Genomic DNA, 20,143 nt, shown 5'->3' on the forward strand with positions numbered 1-20,143 from the left:
TTGTTTGTTCTTTTATTCTAACTCCTTCTTGCCTATTCTAACTCCTGACTCCTGTCTCCTGTCTCCTGTCTCCTTCTTCTGACTCCTGACTCCTTCTTCTGACTCCTTCTTCATGCGGAAATTTTCCCATCCATTAACAGCATCCAAATTAGAAACAACTCCTTTTTCCATCAAAACCACACCATCTCTAAAATCAGTAATTCCATATTCACCAGAATTATAAAGTTCTTCAATTCTAGGAACAATTGTTTCTAATCGTTGCCGATCGCTCTTAAATGCGACCCGATATCTATTCAACCGCCACAGGTCAACAATTATATATTGTACTTTTTCAACTTCTTTTGCATCATTTCTAAATTGCATTCTAGGAAACCGCAAAACTGCTCGACGACTTGATAAGTGAGGAATAATATAAGTAGTTGCTGCCACACTTGCATCATCAGGAATTTTTCCTAACAATGGTCGCATTTTACCAACGTGTTGCCATTGTTGGTGTGCGGGAACATAAACCCAAGGTTTAACTGAATCTGGTACTAAAAAATAAAAAGTGCGATTAGGATTAGATGTAAATGTAAAAAATAGCGACAAGCAAATACAAATTACCCAAAAACGGCGAAACTTTCCTGATGGCAGTGGTGAGTTTTCAACTTCTGATTCTCTCTTTCCCCACCATAGAATTGCACCGTAAAATAATCCAGGTACTACTGTCATAGCGTAGCGAATTGTAATTGACAGTACAGACAAACCTTGAGCAGAAAATAATTTCAGTAAAGGAAACCCTGCTATCATCCAAGAAGCGGGAGCAACAGCAGGTACAAATGCTAAAGGTAACCATTGACCTAATAAATACTTGATAGTGCCAAAAAATGGAGTGAAAATTTCTGCTATTAACCGCCAAGGGTTACTAATCATACCCCAAATAATTTCCAAAGTAGAAGCTTCATCTCCATCTGCATATTGACCGAATCTTTCCATCATAAATCTCTGGGAAATGTCTTCGGAAAATAGGGGCATAATCAGATTTGTTAAAGCTACCATATAAACAAAACTGAAAGTACAAATAGCTAAACCTATTTTGGGATAGCGTTTACTCAAAATTAGATAGAATCCTACTCCAAATAATACTACTCCTGCATCTTCTCTAACAGCTAAAATTAATACTACTAAAATCCAAAATAGAGGCCACCAGCGTTTTTCCATTGCCAATAGTAGGCTAAATATAAATATAGGTATCTGACAAATATCATGGAAATTTGCGAGAGTAGGGCCAATTACTGCATTAGCACAATAGAAGCTAATGGTAATTATGGCTGATAAGGGTGGCTGGAGATAGTGCCTAGCTAAAATGTATAAAACTAAACCAGCACCAGTAACTAATGTGACCTGTAATACTGTTAGGGTGACAGGATATGGAAATAGAGCATATATTGGCAACCACAATAATAGAGCTGGAGTAAAATGTTGGCCTAAGCGGTGATAGTATACTTCTGGTACTTGGCCTTGGTGGACTACATTTGTAGAAAGAGCAGAAGAGAGAGAACTTTGAAAAAAACGACCGTGTATACTATTCCAAAAGACCTGGTTAAATATACCTTGGTCGTAAGAGGCGTAAAAACTATAATAACGATGCAGGTTAAATAATAGACATATTAAAAAGAAGGCGATCGCCGCCACAAGCACCACTGTGAGGGACTGATTTTTTTGCCAGCTAACCAACTTCATCCACTTTTAGCAATATTCAAAATTTAAAATTACATTTTTTTTCACGACTGAGGCACAAATTTCTGAGAGTATCCTCAGCAAACCTCCAACTACTATAAAATTTAAGCTTGCAGTATACCACTTACCAGAAAATTCTCCCTCACTTGAGTCATCATAACCACTGGTAAGATTTATCTGTATTCACTTACTATAAAATATCAATTATGTCAAGTCAGCATGAGATAATCTCAATATACTCTAGAACGCGAATTGAAAGTATTAGTGTCACAATATGAAATAGATATTAAATTATCTCAGAAACTAATTTTCTTTTATAGGCCATTAATAGAAAAATATAAAATTCATCCAATTAGTTTTTTAATCGTAAGTGGTAAACCCCGCCCCGCTTACAGCATAGGGCCAAGTATCTAGGTAGGCGGGAATATTCAATATGGATTACTACTAAATGGTAAATTATTCTATTTGCAAAAGAGATGCTAATAGCTTATCCCACTTACCTAGAAATTTTTTACAGGTGTCTTCAGAAAAATCTAATAATAATAATAATAGTAATGAGCAGGGATTTTTACAGATTTTATTGTTTATCAACAAACGTCCTGGTTCTCAAGAGCAAATTCAAGCCATTCGTAAGTCCCTCAACAATTTAGAAAAAGATTATGATTATCCCTTTGAATTTCAAGTCATTGACGTACAAGAGCAACCCTATATGGCAGAGCACTTCAAGTTAATTGCTACTCCTGCTCTACTCAAAATTTATCCTGAACCGAGACAAACTCTAACTGGTACAGATTTAATTGCCAAACTGGAATATTGGTGGCCACGCTGGCAACGTTCCATAGCCGAATATTGGCAAACTCATAACTCTCAGCCTCAATCTAAACAGGTTGTTAATCAAAAATTATCTGTTAGTTCCATCGACTGTGCTGCAGAATTAATGCAAATGTCAGATGAGATTTTTCGTCTCAAACAGGAAAAGGAACAACTTCAAGCTCAACTAAGATTTAAAGACCGTATTGTGGCCATGTTGGCTCATGACTTACGCAACCCTCTGACAGCAGTTTCATTGGCTCTAGAGACTTTAGAATCAACTCAAAAAACTGTTAATAGTGAGTTTCCTAGAAGCTCTCCAACTCTTATGGAAAGGCTAATTAAGCAGGCACGTTACCAAGTTCGTGTGATTGACAGAATGATTACAGATATTCTGGAGAGGCCAAGAGGCAAAAGTACGCAGTTACAAATTCAGCCTGAAAAATTAGATTTGGGGGCATTGTGTCGCGAGGTGATAATTAGTTTTCGAGACCGACTTAAGTCAAAAGATTTGCATTTGAAAACGGATATTCCTAATGATTTACCATTAGTTTATGCTGACCGAGAAAGAATACGTCAGGTAATAGTTAATTTGCTGGATAATGCCATAAAGTATACTCCTAAACAAGGAAAAATACAGGTTTTAATCCTCGATCGCACTACTCAAAAGATTCAAGTGACAATTTGTGATAGTGGTCCTGGTATTCCTAAAGAAAATCACGGTCGTATTTTTGAAGATAGTTTTAGGCTCAAGCGTGATGAGTCACAAGAAGGTTATGGTATTGGTCTAGCTCTATGTCAGAGGATTATTTTATCCCACTACGGCAAAATTTGGGTAGAGTCTAGTCCAAATAATGGTAGTTGTTTTCAGTTTACTTTACCAGTTTATCGATGATTGATATAGTCAATCAAAACTATAACGTTTTATATATTTAGTGTTTAGACCTCATATATTAGTTATCTCCGGAAAAGAGGGAGTAGGGAGTAGGGAGTAGGGGGAAAGAATTGATAATTTATATGCGATAATTGATTTTATTTTTGATGATCACCAGATGTCTATTGTATAAGTCCTGCGATCGCTAGATATATTTCCTTAAGTTCAGAACTTATGCACTACCTAATTTTTTGATGTTGGTAACTGATATTAGTAGCACTAAGTTTAGACTTGTTTTCAGTTCACTTAAATGATATGCTTAAAATTTTAAGCAATATTTTATATAAAATCCGCTCGGGTTCGGTATAAAAAAATGTTCCATCCTCAGCGCCATTGCCAAATCCTTCTAAATTCTCTTCCTTCCGTGCCTCCTGACTCCTGACTCCTAAAAAATCCCCTAGATATTTGTAGCAAACGTTTATCAAATTCGTATTATGTCCAAAATGAATAGTTTTTCAGACGATTCTATGAGAACTTAATAGCAGTTGTTTTAGGTAAATTATCTATGCCTGCTAATGTTGGACAAAATCAAAATCAACCCTATATTCTTTCTGATGAAACTACTCAGTCTATGGTAGTTGTTGTTCCTGAACGAGGTGGCATCATTACTGACTGGCGTACTCAAGACCAAAAAATATTTTATCTTGATAAGGAACGTTTTGCTGACCCCACTCTTTCGGTACGCGGTGGTATTCCTCTACTGTTCCCTATTTGTGGCAACGTGGTTGACGATACCTATACGTTAGATGGAGAAAGCTACAAAATCAAGCAACATGGTTTTGCTCGTACCCTCCCTTGGGAAGTTACACAACAGTCTACCGAGAATGGCGCAAGTATTACTGTGACTCTTCGCAGCAGTGATGAAACTCGGGCAGTATATCCATTTAATTTTGAGTTGAATTATACCTATATATTGCGGGGTAATACTCTAGAGATGCGATATTCTCACACGAATTTGTCTCAGAAACCTATGCCATTTGCTACAGGAATTCATCCTTATTTTGCTGTAACTGATAAGAGTCAATTAGAGTTTGATTTACCTTCAAATGAGTATAAACTTAAGGGCGAACAAACTGTTAATACTTTTTCTGGAGAGTTTGATTTTAATGCCGAAGAAATTGATTGGGCGTTTGTTAATTTGTCAAAACAATCAGCAGTAGTTACTGATAAAAGTCGTAATTTGAAGTTAACTATTAACTACGATAGTAATTACTCTACTCTAGTTTTTTGGACTGTGAAAGGTAAAGATTTTTATTGTTTAGAACCTTGGAGTGCACCTCGTAATGCTATGAATACTGGGGAAAGTTTATTAATTGCTGAACCTGGTAAAACTGTGGAAACAGTTATTAGTATGACGGCGGAAATTGGCTAATTTTAACTAGCTATCAGCATTTTCCGTATCGGAATGCTCTGCAAACAGCACTCAGCTTTCAGCGCGCTAAAAGCTTGGTTTTAAATCACCAACTTCTATCAGTCGTTTAATTTTAGGAGGGGTTTAAATCCCCTTTCCGTTCCGGAATGCTGCGCAAACGCCCAAAGCTGACCTCTAAAGGCCAATCGGCTGAAAGATCCGCTTCCAGACCGAAGCGCTTTTTAAATAGCTATCAGAATTTCAGCATTTCCGTACCGGAATGCTCCGCAAACAGCTTTCAGCGCGCTAAAAGCTTGGGTTTAAAAAGGGAGGCTAGAGACACGATATTTTTGGTCACAAATTTATATAATTATTAGGATTTTACCTAACTTTTTGTTCTCAATAAATAGCATGATATAATTTTTATAAAAATTCTAAATAAGTATAAAATTATGAGTGCTTTAACATTAAATTTAGATACTGTTCACCTCACAGACGAACAATTCTATCAGTTATGTCAAAATAACTGCGAGTTTAACTTTGAAATAACGGCTAAAGGAGAATTAATTATTATGCCACCCGTTGGAGGGGATAGTGGTAATCGAGAAGCTGAATTAATTATTGATTTGGGCATCTGGAATAGGCAAACAAAACTTGGTTTTACCTTCAGTTCGTCTACTGTTTTTAAGTTGCCAAATGGTGCTAACCGTTCCCCAGATGTTGCTTGGATAAAACGGGAACGTTGGGAAGCATTAACACCTGAACAACGGCGCAAGTTTCCTCCCATTGCACCGGATTTTGTCATTGAATTAAGGTCAGCAACAGATGATTTGGAAATGTTGCGCGAGAAAATGCAAGAATATATGGATGCTGGAGTAAATTTAGGATGGTTAATTAATCCTCAGCAGCAACAAGTAGAAATTTATCGTCTGGAAAAGGATGTGGAAGTAAGAGATATTCCAACAGAATTATCGGGTGAAAATTTATTGCCTGGTTTTAGGTTGAATTTATCTTTGTATCTGTATCCATAGATTAAAAGACATCTCCAATAATAAAAAATGAAATCAACTATGGTACATAAATTATCAATTCTTTCCCCCTTACTTTCTTTTTTCTGGAAATGTCTAAAAATTAAATTGATATGTTGCGGGCAAAATTTCCGCACTACAAACACTCGCTCGTTCATATTTGTACACCCTATATAGCAATGTGCGCTGGGATATTTACAAATTACAAGAACTGTCCAATAGCTAAAAGCCTTATATTATCGGTTTTTTATTCCCCCTTCCGGAGCTGTTGCCTGTTGCCTGTTGCCTGCGCACAGCGCTATACCTTCAATTTGCTGTGATGAATTATCTTGCTATTGTTGATAATCAGATATAACTTTTTCCAAATACCAAACCTTATCTCTTCCAGGATATTTTTCTCGAACTTTTGCAATTAATCTTTCTGCCATTTCCCAATGCCCACCAACCATTTTTAAAAGTTTTTGTTGTAATTGTTTATATTGATTATCTTCGTTAAGGTTCTGATTTTGACTAGGAACAGTTCCCTGAATTTTCTTCAGATTATCTAATGTTTTTTTATAGTTACTCCAATCTTCAGCATCCCCAAATAATTGAGCAGCATTCTGATAATCATCTATGGCTTTTTTCATTTCTTCTAAACGGGAATAAATAATGCCTCGATTATAAAAAGCTTTGGCTTCATTAGGGTTAATTTTTAATGCTTGTTCATAATCTGTCATTGCCTCTTCATAGGCCCCCATATCCCGATAAGTATTTCCCCGACTTACATAAATAAGCGAATTATTCGGTTCAATTTTTAAAGCTGCATCAAGGTCAGCGATCGCTCCTTTAAAATCTCCCATTTTACTGCGAATTGCCCCTCGATTTTGATAAGCTAAAACATCTCGGTCGTTACATTGCAAAGCTTGATTAAAATCTGATATTGCTCCTAAATTATCCCCTTGTTTATGACGAATAATTCCTCGACAACAATAGGTTTGAGAATCTTCTGTATCTACTTGTAAAGCCCAGTTTAAATCTGCTATTGCTCCCTGGCGATCGCCTTTTTCAAATCTTCTCAACATCCGAGTTAAAAATGTTTTACTATCACCTTTTTGGAGATTATTTTCAATTTTTACAGCAGGAGTAGATACTGATTGTATTTGTTTAATATTATCCAAACATTTCCGACAATTCACTGCATCTTTCTGCTCTAAATATAATTCTGCCCCCCGCTTAAAATTATCTATGGCATCTGCTTGATTATCTTGTTTACGATAAGCATTACCTAACAATTTATATGCCGGAGCATAGTGATTATTAATAGTAATTATTTGATTTGCATCTTCAATAGTTGCTGAAATATCTTTTACTGCCAACTTAGCAATACCACGAGCTAAATAAGCATCTATATAATTAGGATTAATTGCTAAAGCTTGAGTATAATCAGCGATCGCTTCATTGTTATTTCCTAAATCAAACCTTGCTAAACCTCGGCCATAATAAGCTTCAGCAAAGTTAGGATTAATTTCTATAACTCTACTAAAATATTGAATTGCTGCTTGATAGTCTTTAGCACGAGATTTTGCTATTGCTTGCTTATAGATTTCTTGTTCCATTAAATTCTAAATTAATTGTTTTATAAATAATCCTAGCATTTATTTGAAGGAAGAAGGAAGAAGGAAGAAGGAAGAAAGGAAGAAAGAAGAAGGAAAAAGTGGATGGGTACTAAACCCCTTCTTGAGTAGACTAGGGACCTTGCATGCAGCGTCCGTACAGGGAGAGAACTCACCTCTGCTCCCAGGAGGGGGGAAGTAAACAATTAATAATTATCTCTCCTTGAAAAGAAGAGGTAATTGTTAATTATTAATTATTAATTATTAATTATTAATTATTGAATGCCTTTTTCAACTTTCATAAATTTCCAGAGGCAACCCATCTGGGTCGGGAAAGAAAGTAAAACGTTTGCCAGTTATTTCATCAATTCTAATATTTTCTACTTCTATATTGTGAGATTTCAAATAATCGACAGATTCATCAATATTATCTACTTCTAAAGCTAAATGTCTCAAACCACAAGCTTCTGGACGAGTTAATCTTTTTGGAGGGTTGGGAAATGAAAATAACTCTATGCGATCGCCACTTCCTACAAGTAAATCTAATTTATAAGAATTGCGTGCTTTTCTCCAAGTTTCTTGAATAATTTCAAACCCTAAAATATTCACATAAAAATGTTTTGATTTTTCATAATTAGAGCAAATAATTGCAACATGATTAAAGCTTTTGATTTTCATACGGCAATCCTGTAGTTGGTAATAGTAATTAACAAAAAGAAGATGATAAAAATTACAGTTTAAAAATGCTCCATCAAAGGAAATTCCACAATCTTATAGCTTATCTATGTCTATCATTTTTTCTGTTTTTATCTTTTTATTTTGGGTTTAATACCCCAACGTCAACGGGGGTGTTTACAATTGGTTGGGGTTTGAGTCCCCATCCATTTTTTCTTCCTTCTTCCTCCCCCCGCATTATCGAGGTGCGAGGTGCGAGGTGCAAGGGGGGGATGTCTTCTTCCTTCTTCCTTCTTTCTTGGCGATACTAAAATATTCGCGAGCAAGATGCTCGCACTATCAAATTTATCTTTTCCCTTATGGGTGTAATACCCCAACCTTACCCACGGTGCCTAGAATTGGTTGGGGAGCGATCAAGGGTCGTGGCAACTTTTTAGTATCCCTTCTTTCTTCCTTCTTCTTTCTTCCTTCTTCCTTCTTCCTTCTTCCTTCTTCAATACCTATACTCCATGACAACTTTCACGACTGCATGTACCCCTAACAATAACCTCATAACTTTCGGGATAAATTCCTGGTGGTAAACGATCTATTTGTAAATTACTAAAAGTTTCCCACTCTAAGTCAATGATCGCGCCACACTTTTGACAGCAAAAATGATGATGAGGTTTAACGTTAGCGTCATAACGAGTTACTCCCTCTTCCAGCAATACTTCTTTAACTAACCCTACTTCTCGTAACACAGTTAAGGCGCTATAAATAGTTGCCTTGGAAGAAATTGGTAACTCACGGTTGACTTCACTCAGTATCTCCTCAACTGTAGGATGGTCTGAACGAGATAAAAGATTAGCATAAACTGCAAACCGCTGAGGAGTGATTCTCAGTCCTTTAGATTGCATTTCTTCCTTAATATTTGTTGCAGTATAGTTACTGTTCATTAACTTAAGCTTATTATATAAATTTTATACCAACTTCAGATTATAACACATCTCAACAAATATTAGTTGTTAAATTTAATTTAATATTATCCTTGACATTTTATTAAATCAGAATTATTCTTAGATATAACAGAGTAAAAGAAATAATTCAGGAGAACACCATGGACTTGTCCAACTCTAACACCGCCAAAAACTTGTCTGATGCCTTTGGAGGAGAATCAATGGCTAACCGTAAATATCTCTTTTTTGCCGAAGTAACCAAGAAATTGGGCATGGAAGATTTAGCCAAACTTTTCCGGGAAACAGCTAACCAAGAAACTCAACACGCTTTTTCCCACTTTCGCCTACTTCACCCAGAGTTAGTAGTAGACGACCTATCTACTTTGACCGAAGAGCAGAAAAAAGCGATCGCTTCTCGTTGTCTAGAGTTAGCAATTGAAGGAGAGACTTACGAATATACAACTATGTACCCAGAATTTGCCGAACAAGCACGGGTAGACCGCGATAGTGCAGCAGCAGCAGAATTTAAGGAGCAAGAGGAAGAGTCTCGGGAACACGCTTCCATGTTTCGGCAAGCAACTCATAAGTTTGGTTTATTGACTAGCATTGAGCATCACCACGCGGATCAATATACAGAAGCTCTCGAAGGTTTGAATGGTGTTGCACCGAAACAAAAAGCTGCTGGAAAGGAAGCTGCAACCCGTAAATGGATCTGTCGGGTGTGTTCGATGATTTACGATCCAGTTGTTGGCGATCCTGACTCTGGAATTGCTCCTGGTACAGCATTTGAAGATATTCCTGAAGATTGGTCTTGCCCTATTTGTGGAGCGCAGAAGAAATCTTTTGTTCCTTATGAAGAAGCGGTTGCAGCTTAAGTGTTTTTTTTGTTGAAGGAAGAAGGAAGAAGGAAGAGAGAAGAGGGAAGAAGGAAAAATATTGCTTTGTCTTAGTTTGAAGCTTTTTATCTGTCCTCACCTTTCCTTCGACTGCTATATATCAAATTTTGGATGCATCTCAATATTTGCAAAAATACTTTTTTCCTATATATTCCCTATTTCCTATTCCCTGTTGACTGTTACTGAATAATTAAGGTAAAAATCCTCTCCTTTAAAGGAGAAACAAGCGGTCATTAGCGCAGCTTCCCGTAGGGTGGGATGGATGGGTTTCCTAACCATATCCAATCGACCAAGAGAGAAAAAATTTTCTTTTTATTCAATCCTCTTCCTTTTAGGGAGAGGTAATTATCAATTATCAATTAATGAACTGTTGCCTAAAAGCGATAAATTTTTGGCTTTATTCAAAATTGAGATGCACCCAATTTAATGGGGATGAAATAATTACTTGGGTAGAGATGATATTCTAATTATTCTGAATTTCACTTAGTTATCATTATCAAAATTATTATCTGCAAGTTGTTGTTCATATTTATCATACCAATGTTCAATAACTAGCAAAGATGAATGGATTAACATATCCCAATTATTATCATTGAATTGAATTTGCTTTATAGCTGGTCTAAAATGCACAATCGAATTACGAATTTTATAGACAAAATTTCCAAGATTTCCCTCTTCTACATTGTTAATATCAGCTTTGACTTGACGAAGTATCTGACGTGCTGAATTGGGAGAATCTTTAATCAGTTTATTTAGTGCTTCATTTTCTTTTGGTTTCCAACCAATATAAGATTCAATATCATCGGCAAAGTTTAATAGGGAATCTTGAATATTTAATTTTGTGTGCAGGTCTTCTAGTTCTGATATGGGAAATAATCTTTCGATACATCTATAGATATCGAGAAATGAATATTTCCAAGAAACAGAAACTAAGCTGAGTAATAAGTTTTCATAAGGTATATTTTTTGAACCTTCAATAAATAGCTTTTCAAATTCATTAAGAGTATTTGATGAAAAATTTAATGAAACCAGTTGACTATTTTTCACATAAAAGCCAGAAATTCTAATCAAAGTTATATAATCTAAATTCAAAAAAGGAGAATTTTCTGGGATTTTATAAACAAAAATTGGTTCAAATAAGTCTCTTACTGTAGAAAAATCATATCCTATTCTTTCTTTTTGAGATGGATAAAAAATTTTATCTGCAATATCATAGGGACTAGCTTTTCGAGCCACTGATATTTTAAATTCAAACAATAAAGCAGTAATTATGCCTGCATTCAATTCTGTAAACTGAATAACTTCTTGATTAGTTTCTAAATATTCTTGTGAACCAATGGCTACAAAATAATCATTACCACCATATTCAAAAGATGCTGTTGCAAAGTTGGGTAAAATTTGATATTTTTGGTTGATTATTTTTAATTTTTTCAACCATTCTTTTTCTTCACTATCAGTCTCAATATAACGTTTTTTTTGCTCATCTATAACGATGTCTATATTACTTACTTCAACAAAATAAGCTAATTCATTGAAAATATATTGATTAGCCTCGATCATATTTCTAGACATCTTGGTATCAGTAAGCTCTCCAACATGGTGTCATTACTTGAACGTCGAAATCTTCATCTATTAATACTTTAAAAGCTTCTAAGAAAAACGCTCTTTCAAAGTTAGTAGATTTACCCGTTTTTTTACTAATCAGTTCATTAAGTGTTGGAAAATCTAAAAACTTACCTATCTCACTAGGTTCCATTTCTTTGACTCGTTTAAAAAGTGTGTTGGCATCGTTTTTAATCTTTCTCCACCTTTTATTTTGTTTTTCTAAACTATAATCATTACCAGGTCTACCTTGTACATATAAAGCGATAGAAGTTACAAAACCAATACAAGCTGGATGACTACGAAATAAGTCTTTACCTTTTTTGAAATGCACTTCTTTTGTTGTATTCTCATACGCAGATAGAGCTGAGTCAAAGTCAGCTAGACATCCTATTACCTCATAAAATATATTCGTAAAATTAGGATTAGCTACTGATTCTATAAAGTCTTGTCTCGTAAACTCATCCGCTAATCTCTCTTGTAGATCGACTTTTTCCTTTCTTGAACCGAAAACTAAGAATAACTCAATCACTTTATCAGCTCGATATTGACGAGAATTTATAGGTTTCTTTTGATCGTCAATTTTTATGATTTGTATATCTGGGTATTTTTTGTTTAGTTCCTTCAAATTTTCTTTAAAAACAGTTTCAATTTGTCTTCTCAAGTTCCAAGGAATTTGTCCCGTGTTTAATACTAACATCCGATAGATAAGACTATTTACTTGAGATGCTATCCAATATTCTATACGAACTTTATTATCCCTAATATCAGTAGTTTTTTGGGCTTCATATAAAGCTGTTGTTCTTTGCATACCATCAATTATAGATATATTTTCAGGATGGTTTGTAATTAGATTTAGAAAGTCATCTCTATCTAATTGTTTGAGAGTAGATAACTTGTCCTCCGAAGTAATTACTCCTACAACTATTGGTGGTAATATAGCTCCTTTTTTCAAATCTTCGACCATTCTTTTGCGAATCCGAAGAGCTGTTGTTGTTTTTACAGTATCCCTTTGTCCTTCTAAACCTCCTCTATCATTAAAAACTTTTTCTACCATTTCTAAATATTCTGCTACTCTCAACTGAATCATTACAGAATAACAGTTAACTCTTTCATCTTTGAGAATGTCTATATCTGTTGTCATTTATCTTACCTATGATGCTATATATTTGTAATTCAATTATTAACTTTAATCTAGTCATTAAATCAGCATAGCATATATTGATTTAATCCTACATAAATAGTAATGGTCTAACAGCAAAATCTCCTAAAGTAACAGTAAAATTATCCTGCTGTTTTGTCGCTGCAAAATTTACCACAACTTCACAAGCAACAGCAACAGTTAACATTACTAAATTTCTCGCTAATGGATAATCACAAATATCATCATTTACTGGAGAAGGTACTCGATAATTTTCATTCCAAATTATCTCTGAATATTCAGAAGCTAACCCTACATGAAGACAAGAAATATTAGCATCAGCACAATAATTTTTCACAGCACTCCGACTAATACTATTATCAAAAGTGTCAATCACTAACTCACTTTTTCCTAATAGTTTACCTGCATTTTCTTCAGTTAATTTTTGAGTTTTACCATCAATTTTTACTCCTAAAGCACGATAGAGACTATTGGTCAAAATTTTAACCTTAAAAGCTCCCACATCAGAACGATAATAAGGTTGAGTAGATAAGTTACGCTCTTCAATGCGATCGCAATCTATAACCCGTAATTTACTAAACCCAGAACGAGCTAAATTTTCAGTAATATTTGCTCCTAAAGCACCTGCTCCACAAATAGTTATTGACAAATTTTTTAGCTTTGTCATAACTTCTGGACTGCGGTAAAGTTGTTCGTGAAAAAACATAGTTTTGAAGGAAGAAGGAAGAGGGAAGAAGGAAGAAGGACTAAAGTTGGAAGTAGGAAGTAAGAAGTAAGAAGGAAGGAAAGGGGAAGTTGGAAGGGGTAAAGTTGGAAGGGGTAAAGTTATCAACTGGAAGGAAGAAGGGATATAATTTATCAGGAAGAAGTAATAATCGGTAAAGTTGGAAATTAAAAGTTATCAATTGGAAGAAAGAAGGGATATAATTTATCAGGAAGAAGTAATAATCGGTAAAGATTGCTTGGAGTTTGTAGACATGGATCAGCTTGTCGGAGACTATCCCTATCTACTTTTTCTTTCTTTCTTCTTCCTGATTTCTTCTTCCTTATTTCTTCTTTTTATCTTTTTATTTATGGGTTTTATACTTCACTTTAACCTACTTTGTCTACAATTGCTTGGAGTTTGTAGACATGGAGTAGCTTGTAGGAGACTATCCCTATCTACTTTTTTTTCTTTCTTCCTGATTACTTCTTCCTGATTACTTCTTCCTTCTTAAGAGAATTTTGAATTATGGGCAGTCATCGAGAACAATATATATGGAAAAGAGGTGTTAAAATGGCTATTAACTGCTACCAAATAACTCAACATTTTCCCACTTCTGAACTTTACGGTTTAACGAGTCAAATTCGTCGTAGTTGTGTTTCAGTTCCTTCAAATATTGCTGAAGGATATGGCAGAACAAGTAAAGTTGAATATATACATTTTCTCAGAATTGCTCTAGGTTCTCTCAGAGAGTTAGATACCCAATTAATTATTGCTAAAGCAGTAAATTTAGCTAAACCAGAACTATTTAATTCTATTATTCAAGAAGTTGATGAACTACAACGTCTCATTATAGCCACTATTCGTAAATTAGAAGCATAATTTTTCTCCTTCCTCCTTCCCTCTTCCCTTTTCCCTTTTCCCTCTTCCTCCTTCCTTCCTTTTCCCTCTTCCCTCTTCCTTCTTCCTTCTTCCTTCCACTCAATACCTCTGTTCAACAACACCCACTAAAGACTGTAAGTCAAAATGTCGATCGCCCCCACTCAGACAAATACCAGCACTCACCACAGTCAAATCATTTTTATCAATAGCAGAAGTATGGCGTTCTCCATCCCTTGTCACCCATTCTACTTGCCAATAAGTAGAGCGATCGCGAAAATTATGCAACTCACCTCCTCCCATTTCAACGCCTCACGCAGTTTTTTTTCATCCCTTTGCTGTTGCATTTGTTTCATAAATTATTCTTTTTGTCGCGCTACTAAATCATAAACTGTTTTCATTTCTGGAGTTATCCCCTTAAACCTGACTTCTGTGGGTGGCGTAATATTTTTGAACGCTTCCCGTAACTGTTCCGCAACAAAAAGGTCAGCACGACGATCGATATCTTCAAACCACCAAGAACTTCCATCAAATCTAGTAATTATTGGCTCAAACATAGCTCCTTCTGTTACTAGATGAACTGCTATAGGTTTAGCAAAACAAAAACGTTTTTTAGCATCAGATTCATTAGTTGGATATGCTAGCCATTTTTGCCCTTTTAATTGATAGGCAAGAAATAATATCAGAGGTTTTAAAAGTTTAAAATATTCCTCACCGATGCTACCGGACATGATATAAGAATGGGTAAATTTGGAAGTTAAAATTTATTAACTGGAAGGAAGATAGTAATATTTAATTTCTGGAGATTTCTATTAGACATCTTCAATTATAAAAAATCAAATCAATTATCGCACAGAAATTATCAATTATTTCCCCCTACTCCCTACTCCCTACTCCCTCTTTTCTGGAGATGTCTATTTAGCAACAAAGAAATAGTTTGGTATCAAGAATTTTAAGTTTTAACTTCTTAATATTAAATTCCTTTGCTTTGTGAGTAATATCATTTCTAGCATCAGTAGAGGCAAACGGCCGTTTACCCCTACAATGTTGACTGTTATTTTTTAATTTCAATACTGAATTATAGCAGTCGAAGCAAAGGACGCGGACAGATCAAAAGCTTAAAAATCAGACAAAGCAAGACTTTTCTTTCTTCTACTATATACCAATGCTACTGGATTCGATATTAAGCCCAAATGCGTCCGCGACGGAAAGGTTTATCGTCTTCCCTCTTCTGGTCTTTGAACATAATTTTCCAATGTGCATAGTCTTCCAGACCAGTTGCCAGCATCATAGATTCTTGTTCTTGCTCAGTATAGATGTTGATTTTCGCTGTTCTCAAAATTTGAGAAGCTTGAGATGTTTGCTCTGATATAATTATCCTTATTTAACAACATTATAAATTTTTTCAAGATGAGCGATCGCCCGACTATACAGGTGCAGATAACTATCAGCAACCCCAACCAGAGAATTTGAGCTGATTGTAAGTCGGATAATTATAGGGAGCTGGATCGTTATAATTAGCCCCATGCATCAAGTCTATACGAATTCTTACTAGGTCTTCAGGGCGACCATGAACCACATCTACTGGAAAAAGCAGTACGTCAAGCTCTAGAAAATAATATTTTAATTGTCGCTCCTACTGGGAATAATAAAGGCGAATGTTGGTGTCTTCCCGCTATCTTGCCTGGAGTAATGTCGGTAGGGGCAATGAAAGATAATGGGCAAGTCTTCAAATTTAGTAACTGGGGTGGGCAGTACCAAAAACAAGGTATTATTGCTCCCGAAGAAAATATTCTTGGTGCCCAACCAGGAACAGAAGAAACTATTCGTAATAAAGGTACCAGTTGTGCAGCACCAATGGTAACAGGTATTTCGGCACTTCTAATGAGTTTACAATTGCAGCAAGGAGCAGCTCCAGATGCAGAAGCAATACGGGCAGCATTAACAAATAGTGCCATTCCCTGTACTTTGTAAGATACCGAAGAAGTAGAACGCTGTATGTTAGGTAAGCTCAATGTTGCCGGAGCTTTTCAACTTTTGACAGGAAAGGAGTTAGCAGCAGTGGAAGTTTCTACGGCAGAGGTAACGCCAGAGGAAGATGTAATATTAGGAGATAGTGGGGTTGATAGAAAGGCAGAAGGCAGAGAGCAGGAGGCAGGAGAGATTTATCCCGATGCCGTTCGCGTAGTGTCTCCGCAGGAGATAGGCAGGAGCATTCTGGCAACCAAAGGGGGTTTCAAACCTCCGCTGATCTCCCGTTCAGTGACTCCCATTCATTCGGGGTCAGAATCCCCAACTGAACAGAACCTTCTGCCTTCTTCCTCCTGCCTTCTACCTTCTCAAGGTATTATGCCCAGTGCTGCTTCCAACAAAATTTATGCTTTGGGAACAGTGGGTTATGATTTTGGCACAGAAGCACGGCGCGACTCATTTAAACAGTTGATGCCAGCAGCAGTTATTTTAGGAGTTCAAGTTCCTGCGAACCCTTATAATGCTAGCCAAATGGCAAATTATTTAGATGCTAATTTATATGAAGCCAAATCTTTAATCTGGACATTAAATATAGAATTAACTCCTATTTACGCCCTCCAACCTGTAGGCGCATTTGCCGAGGATATTTATAAAACTCTGCAAAATATGTTAGCAGGAGAGGTTGAGAAAGAAGACAATGAAGGTTACATCGAAAGAGTCAGCATCACTGGTAGGTTGAGCGACAAAACTGTGAAATTATTTTCTGGGCAAATTCTACCTGTGGTAAAAATATATAGTCCCAGAGGAATGTATGGTTGGACAGTGAATATGCTGATTGATAGTGCTCTCGCATCAGTAAGTGCAGAGCGAGAAGAAGCTCAAGAGGAAGCAATACGAAAATCTCTCAGAAGTTTTCTGCAACGGGTTTATTATGACCTCCGCAACTTGGGACAAGCAGACCGTGATCGGGCCATTAACTTTGCTGCGACAAACGCTTTTCAAGCAACAGCTTCTATTTCTAAAGCAGTAGCAGTTGGTATGGAGTTGCACAGTATAGAAGTCGAAAAAAGTCCTTTCTGTCGTTACAATAGCAACTGTTGGGATGTAAAGCTCAAGTTTTTTAATCCAGACAACACTAGGAGGGCAAAAAAAGTATATCGTTTTACTATTGATGTATCTGACTTGATGCCTGTAACATTAGGTAAAGTGCGGTCTTGGTCTGTTCCGCAGTAACAGAGTATCCCCATAATTAGTTATTGCATAATTCAGGAATCAGGAGTCAGGACTCAGGAGTCAGGAGACATAATTCTAATAAGAAAATTCTGATAGCCGATCATAAATAAAGTTAACTTTGAAGAGGATAAGCTACACTAAATCCGGCTATCTATCTATGAGTATCTTTATTACGATGGTAAACCAGAGGGCAGAAAGGTTAGAGAGGATTGAAAAGTACCTTTGGCTCGGCGGATTTAGTATCATAAGTATGGTATGATATATCTATTAGGAGAGCCGTAGAATTGGCTACATACAGAATTCCGCCCAGGTTTGGATAAATTTACAACATCCGTATATTTGACGTTTAATTTTGCTAACCTAATTACTGAGGGTTAAAAGCATTTATTTAAGTCTATTTAATATAAAACATCTCAATTTAGTTTAGGTTTTTAACTCATTTGTAGCCCTCTATTTTACCCTTTTTACCCTACATATCTAATTTACCCTATATACCTAAGTTTTAATTCTTCTTGAAAGTAATTGTTCTTCTAAAGCAGCAATTCTATTATAAGCCGCCGTCAATTGAGCTGTTAGCCGTTGAATTTGAATCTCTGATGTTAATTCTCCATCCATATTTTGACTACCTTGATTCATATAGTCATCATCTACTAGCACATCTTTGTGTTCTAATTCTAGATCAAAACCGTTATATTTTTGTTTTAGCTCATTGACCTGTATCAGATTAGAAGTAGTTTCTGTAGATGAATGTTTATTTATCTTCTGTTTAATTATAAAGGTTGATACCTGATCGTTCAGTTTTTCAATAATGGTGTGTATTGCTTCAATTTTTTTACTCAAAGCAATAATTTGTTCTTGCAATAGTTCCATATATTTCTTCACTACCCGAAAATTAAGTTTACATTCTTCAATTTTAATAAACATTGAGTATAATTAGCTATTATTTCCAATTTCTTAACTTTATAATAAGAATTAATTCCTTAAAAAAAGATTAAATTTTGAGATGTTTAAAGAGATGTTAAAATCAAAAATAACTCTCTACGTCTATTTAATAACTTTCGGGTTTACCATTCTGTATCATGCGGCCCTTGCATAGGGTATTGAATGAATAACTCCACTGCTTGGTTTTCAAACAATTGTCTTCGCAGTTTACCCCCAAATCAAACTTTGAGTCTAAACATAGTGGTTTGCGATCTTAGTGCGTCGATGATATCCACTTTCATGCTTCCATTGATTACCTCCTTTTTTACGAATTCGTCTGAAACTCTCGTCTCTGGGATGGAGAGTAGCTTTGCAGTTGCCACGCTGTCCAATCACAGCATTTTGGCATGGTGGAATAGTTGATTTCGCTCCTCTTTTGCTCACTGTGGCATAATACTTTATGTTGTTAATAAACCTAGGAAAAATATTGGTTTCAGCGTTTTTAGTTTTAGAGTAAGACAACGAAAAAATCAAGCTTTCAGTCAGTCGAGAGAAGTTGTTTTGGTTGCCAATATCAAAAACATACCCTTGTAAGATATCTCCATCTCTTTATTAAATAGATCTCAAATGGGTTCTATAGACGACTAATCAAGCAATGGTTAAAGTCTGGAGTGTTTGACAACAATCAATTTCTAGACACTGTGGAAGGTACACCACAGGGAGGGGTAATATCGCCCCTACTAGCTAACATCGCCCTACACGGTATGGAAGAAAGACTAATTGACATTTGCCAAGACCATAGATATGAAAAATTCTAATGGTCGTCAAAAAAGTTGGCAAGCGAAATGCCTAAGTCTTTCTCTGATACGCTATGCTGATGATTTTGTTAGGTGCGACCTGAAAGTCGCATGGGAGAGTGGGAGACTCTGAAACTCCCCAGGCAAGTGTCCAAAAAGCCTGTGTCCATCTTTTCACGGCATCCGGAGTAATCCAGAGGTCGCACAGCGAGAAGAAAAGCCGAACCTGAATAAGTAATCACAACCTAAAAGGAGGCCAGGGCCAAACCGATATGGACAGCGAACAGCAAATCTATCTCATGCTTCGTGACGTCGGACTTCCGAAAGTGATTGATACGGAAGTATGGGTTTAATGGAATGATGTCATAAGGAGCATCACTCGCGGACACCTAGCCCCGGAGTAAAGATAGAGTCCTAAGTCGGTTGTATCTCCATCCCATGCGGAACAGGATAACCCCTATAAGGTCTTTGAGCTAATTCCCACGCTCAAAGTAGAGAAATCGCAAGAGGACTATCAATTCCTTAGAGGGTGAGGGAGGTCTTTAGAAGCGAATGCCGTCTGGGGAAACCCAAAAGGAAAGCCATAATTGGTATAACTTGACGGATAAGGCAAGTAACATCTTGAAATACCTAACCTGAAAGGGTGCTAACAAAAGACTGGTGAATCTCTTGGAGTTCAAAGTAAAAGGACTGAACATATTAGGAAAAGTTAGATATGACCACAACAGTCGTAAACGTAACTAATAAGGACTATAGAACCCCTAACCGTATCTTTTCTGTCCAAGATTATACTAAGTCGCGATCGCCAACCTGTTAAGCATCAGTCGAATCAAACAAAGATTAATCTTGGCTGTGGCATTTTCCAGAGTTCTTTTCCTGCCGAATGCTGCGCAAACAAAATTTTTAGTCAAGCTTTTACACCTTTCCATCCA

21 protein-coding genes and 2 pseudogenes are annotated in these 20,143 nt (G+C 36.1%); 8 read left to right on the forward strand and 15 right to left on the reverse strand.

Annotation, left to right across the window (positions count from 1 at the left end):
- Positions 1–12 precede the first annotated feature (12 nt).
- On the reverse strand, positions 13–1,722 hold the full coding sequence (locus F6K18_RS09095) for a DUF2079 domain-containing protein (RefSeq protein WP_287520250.1): 1,710 nt from the start codon (positions 1,720–1,722) through the stop codon (positions 13–15).
- A gap of 445 nt (positions 1,723–2,167) precedes the next feature.
- Between F6K18_RS09095 and F6K18_RS09100 the strand changes: the two genes are divergently transcribed.
- Positions 2,168–3,424 (forward strand): histidine kinase, encoded by a 1,257-nt coding sequence (locus tag F6K18_RS09100; protein WP_287520253.1) that lies wholly within the window; start codon positions 2,168–2,170, stop codon positions 3,422–3,424.
- Positions 3,425–3,705: 281 nt separating this feature from the next.
- On the opposite strand, the gene F6K18_RS09105 is transcribed toward F6K18_RS09100, so the two are convergent.
- Positions 3,706–3,888: a hypothetical protein gene (locus F6K18_RS09105; protein ID WP_287520256.1), complete on the reverse strand. Its 183-nt coding sequence runs from the start codon at positions 3,886–3,888 to the stop codon at positions 3,706–3,708.
- An 80-nt stretch (positions 3,889–3,968) separates the two neighbouring features.
- Here F6K18_RS09105 and F6K18_RS09110 point away from each other — a divergent pair, with 80 nt between their 5' ends.
- Together F6K18_RS09110 and F6K18_RS09115 are read left to right on the forward strand one after the other, a co-directional pair.
- Positions 3,969–4,835 (forward strand): aldose epimerase, encoded by an 867-nt coding sequence (locus tag F6K18_RS09110; RefSeq protein ID WP_287520259.1) that lies wholly within the window; start codon positions 3,969–3,971, stop codon positions 4,833–4,835.
- A 431-nt stretch (positions 4,836–5,266) separates the two neighbouring features.
- A complete protein-coding gene (locus tag F6K18_RS09115) occupies positions 5,267–5,845 on the forward strand; it encodes a Uma2 family endonuclease (protein WP_287520260.1) in 579 nt (192 codons plus the stop codon).
- 329 nt (positions 5,846–6,174) lie between these two features.
- Here F6K18_RS09115 and F6K18_RS09120 read toward each other — a convergent pair whose 3' ends face one another.
- From F6K18_RS09120 to F6K18_RS09135, 4 genes are all read right to left on the reverse strand, one after another.
- Positions 6,175–7,440 carry a tetratricopeptide repeat protein gene (locus F6K18_RS09120; protein ID WP_287520263.1) on the reverse strand — a complete coding sequence of 422 codons (1,266 nt, stop codon included), beginning with the start codon at positions 7,438–7,440 and terminating at the stop codon, positions 6,175–6,177.
- Positions 7,441–7,728: 288 nt separating this feature from the next.
- Positions 7,729–8,115 carry a VOC family protein gene (locus F6K18_RS09125; RefSeq protein WP_287278562.1) on the reverse strand — a complete coding sequence of 129 codons (387 nt, stop codon included), beginning with the start codon at positions 8,113–8,115 and terminating at the stop codon, positions 7,729–7,731.
- A gap of 354 nt (positions 8,116–8,469) precedes the next feature.
- Positions 8,470–8,628, reverse strand: a complete 159-nt coding sequence (locus F6K18_RS09130; protein ID WP_287520266.1) for a hypothetical protein — start codon at positions 8,626–8,628, stop codon at positions 8,470–8,472.
- Positions 8,613–9,047, reverse strand: coding sequence for a Fur family transcriptional regulator (locus F6K18_RS09135; protein WP_287520269.1), 435 nt, complete (start codon positions 9,045–9,047; stop codon positions 8,613–8,615). Before F6K18_RS09135 ends, F6K18_RS09130 begins: the two co-directional genes overlap by 16 nt.
- 161 nt (positions 9,048–9,208) lie before the next feature.
- Between F6K18_RS09135 and rd the strand changes: the two genes are divergently transcribed.
- Positions 9,209–9,922 (forward strand): rubredoxin, encoded by a 714-nt coding sequence (gene rd / locus F6K18_RS36505; RefSeq protein WP_353735034.1) that lies wholly within the window; start codon positions 9,209–9,211, stop codon positions 9,920–9,922.
- 504 nt (positions 9,923–10,426) lie between these two features.
- Here rd and F6K18_RS09150 read toward each other — a convergent pair.
- From F6K18_RS09150 to F6K18_RS09160, 3 genes are all read right to left on the reverse strand, one after another.
- Positions 10,427–11,503 (reverse strand): hypothetical protein, encoded by a 1,077-nt coding sequence (locus F6K18_RS09150; protein WP_287520271.1) that lies wholly within the window; start codon positions 11,501–11,503, stop codon positions 10,427–10,429.
- Positions 11,504–11,522: 19 nt separating this feature from the next.
- A complete protein-coding gene (locus tag F6K18_RS09155) occupies positions 11,523–12,689 on the reverse strand; it encodes a hypothetical protein (RefSeq protein ID WP_287520273.1) in 1,167 nt (388 codons plus the stop codon).
- A gap of 88 nt (positions 12,690–12,777) precedes the next feature.
- The gene (locus F6K18_RS09160; protein ID WP_287520274.1) at positions 12,778–13,413 is read right to left on the reverse strand and encodes a ThiF family adenylyltransferase; all 636 of its coding nucleotides are present in this window, start codon (positions 13,411–13,413) and stop codon (positions 12,778–12,780) included.
- Positions 13,414–13,938: 525 nt separating this feature from the next.
- Between F6K18_RS09160 and F6K18_RS09165 the strand changes: the two genes are divergently transcribed.
- Positions 13,939–14,292: a four helix bundle protein gene (locus F6K18_RS09165; protein ID WP_287520276.1), complete on the forward strand. Its 354-nt coding sequence runs from the start codon at positions 13,939–13,941 to the stop codon at positions 14,290–14,292.
- 99 nt (positions 14,293–14,391) lie between these two features.
- Here the strand turns inward: F6K18_RS09165 and F6K18_RS09170 are convergent, their stop codons facing one another.
- The 4 genes from F6K18_RS09170 to F6K18_RS36515 all read right to left on the reverse strand — a co-directional run bounded on the left by F6K18_RS09170 (position 14,392) and on the right by F6K18_RS36515 (position 15,820).
- A complete protein-coding gene (locus F6K18_RS09170; protein WP_287520279.1) occupies positions 14,392–14,592 on the reverse strand; it encodes a hypothetical protein in 201 nt (66 codons plus the stop codon).
- Positions 14,593–14,648: 56 nt separating this feature from the next.
- A complete protein-coding gene (locus F6K18_RS09175) occupies positions 14,649–15,020 on the reverse strand; it encodes a hypothetical protein (protein ID WP_287520282.1) in 372 nt (123 codons plus the stop codon).
- 452 nt (positions 15,021–15,472) lie between these two features.
- Positions 15,473–15,580 carry a cyanobactin biosynthesis PatC/TenC/TruC family protein gene (locus F6K18_RS36510; protein WP_353735039.1) on the reverse strand — a complete coding sequence of 36 codons (108 nt, stop codon included), beginning with the start codon at positions 15,578–15,580 and terminating at the stop codon, positions 15,473–15,475.
- A gap of 156 nt (positions 15,581–15,736) precedes the next feature.
- Positions 15,737–15,820: a hypothetical protein gene (locus tag F6K18_RS36515; protein WP_353735040.1), complete on the reverse strand. Its 84-nt coding sequence runs from the start codon at positions 15,818–15,820 to the stop codon at positions 15,737–15,739.
- Between the two features lie 95 nt (positions 15,821–15,915).
- Between F6K18_RS36515 and F6K18_RS36520 the strand changes: the two genes are divergently transcribed.
- On the forward strand, positions 15,916–16,263 hold the full coding sequence (locus tag F6K18_RS36520; protein ID WP_353735041.1) for a S8 family serine peptidase: 348 nt from the start codon (positions 15,916–15,918) through the stop codon (positions 16,261–16,263).
- Between the two features lie 15 nt (positions 16,264–16,278).
- A pseudogene (locus F6K18_RS09180) lies at positions 16,279–17,493 on the forward strand (PatA/PatG family cyanobactin maturation protease); the annotation flags it as partial.
- A 495-nt stretch (positions 17,494–17,988) separates the two neighbouring features.
- Here F6K18_RS09180 and F6K18_RS09185 read toward each other — a convergent pair.
- Positions 17,989–18,363: a hypothetical protein gene (locus F6K18_RS09185; protein ID WP_287520285.1), complete on the reverse strand. Its 375-nt coding sequence runs from the start codon at positions 18,361–18,363 to the stop codon at positions 17,989–17,991.
- A 303-nt stretch (positions 18,364–18,666) separates the two neighbouring features.
- Positions 18,667–18,858: a hypothetical protein gene (locus tag F6K18_RS09190; protein WP_287520288.1), complete on the reverse strand. Its 192-nt coding sequence runs from the start codon at positions 18,856–18,858 to the stop codon at positions 18,667–18,669.
- Positions 18,859–19,052: 194 nt separating this feature from the next.
- On the opposite strand from F6K18_RS09190, the pseudogene F6K18_RS09195 reads away from it, so the two are divergent.
- Positions 19,053–19,302 (forward strand): annotated as a pseudogene (locus F6K18_RS09195) (reverse transcriptase domain-containing protein); the annotation flags it as partial.
- Positions 19,303–20,143: the final 841 nt, after the last annotated feature.

The organism is Okeania sp. SIO2C2, assembly GCF_010692625.1.
In the GTDB taxonomy this organism is placed as follows: domain Bacteria; phylum Cyanobacteriota; class Cyanobacteriia; order Cyanobacteriales; family Microcoleaceae; genus Okeania; species Okeania hirsuta.